This window comes from Synechococcus sp. R3-13, assembly GCF_047462195.1.
Classification (GTDB): domain Bacteria; phylum Cyanobacteriota; class Cyanobacteriia; order Thermostichales; family Thermostichaceae; genus Thermostichus.
In genome coordinates, this window is sequence record NZ_JANSIO010000477.1 from 1 (window position 1) to 927 (window position 927).

The 927-nt window shown below is 57.3% G+C and carries 1 protein-coding gene; it reads left to right on the forward strand.

Annotation, left to right across the window (positions count from 1 at the left end; all coding sequences use genetic code 11):
• The first annotated feature begins 57 nt into the window (after positions 1-57).
• Positions 58-741 (forward strand): DUF2232 domain-containing protein, encoded by a 684-nt coding sequence (locus tag NW856_RS13290; RefSeq protein ID WP_414383551.1) that lies wholly within the window; start codon positions 58-60, stop codon positions 739-741.
• Positions 742-927 lie beyond the last annotated feature (186 nt).

The following is a 927-nucleotide window of genomic DNA, read 5'->3' on the forward strand; positions in this document are numbered from 1 at the left end:
CTTAGCTACCCCCACACCCCGACAAGCTAAGCTGGGAAAAGTTGTGCTTTTCTGGATGTGCCCCCGCCGCCTCAGCCTTCTGTGCAGGATGACTTTCCTCCCTTACCCCCCCCACCTCCCCGTTCTCCGGCTTTGAGGGTGGTGGAAACGGCTTTTTTGGCCAGTACGGCAGCCTTGATCTGGATCCTGAGCTACACGCCGCTAGCTCCTTTCATGCGCCTGTTTTTCCCCATCCCGGTGGCGCTGGCGGTGATGCGCTGGGATCCCCGCACAGGGGCAATGGCCCTGGTGGTCTCCGGCCTGTTGCTGACGGTGCTGATAGGGCCCACGCGCAGCATTCTCTATGTCATTCCCTATGGTTTGCTGGGCTATTGGTGTGCCCGCCTGTGGCAGCAGCGTCTTTCCTGGTACGTCTCGGTGGTGAGCGGGGCTGTGCTCAGCGCCCTGGGCTTGATCTTTCAGTTGGTGCTTTCCTCCCTACTGGTGGGGGAAAACCTCTGGATCTACGTAACCATTCAACTTACCGGCCTAACCAACTGGCTCCTGGATGTGTCCCTCAGCCGATGGGGCGTCTACTGGGTGGCAGAACCCTGGATGGTTCAGGTGGTGGTGGTGGGATTTATTGCCTTCAATTCCCTCATCTACGTATTCACGGTGCATTTGGTGGCCGCCCTGGTGATGGAGCACTTTCGTTGCCCGCTGCCACCCCCGCCGAAGTGGGTACAGTTTTTGCTGGATTAGCAGCCCCTGTGAGTTGTACAAGAGCAGAGCAAGCTGCTCTACAAATGAGTTCTTGACAAATCTTGACAAATGAGTTCTTGGCAAAAGTCCCACCCTATTGCCATGCAACGCTACAGGAATGCAAGAACTGGAAGGTTCTCTGCTAGGATCGCGGTAGCGGGACGGAGTCCTTTCGCGTTAGCGGGA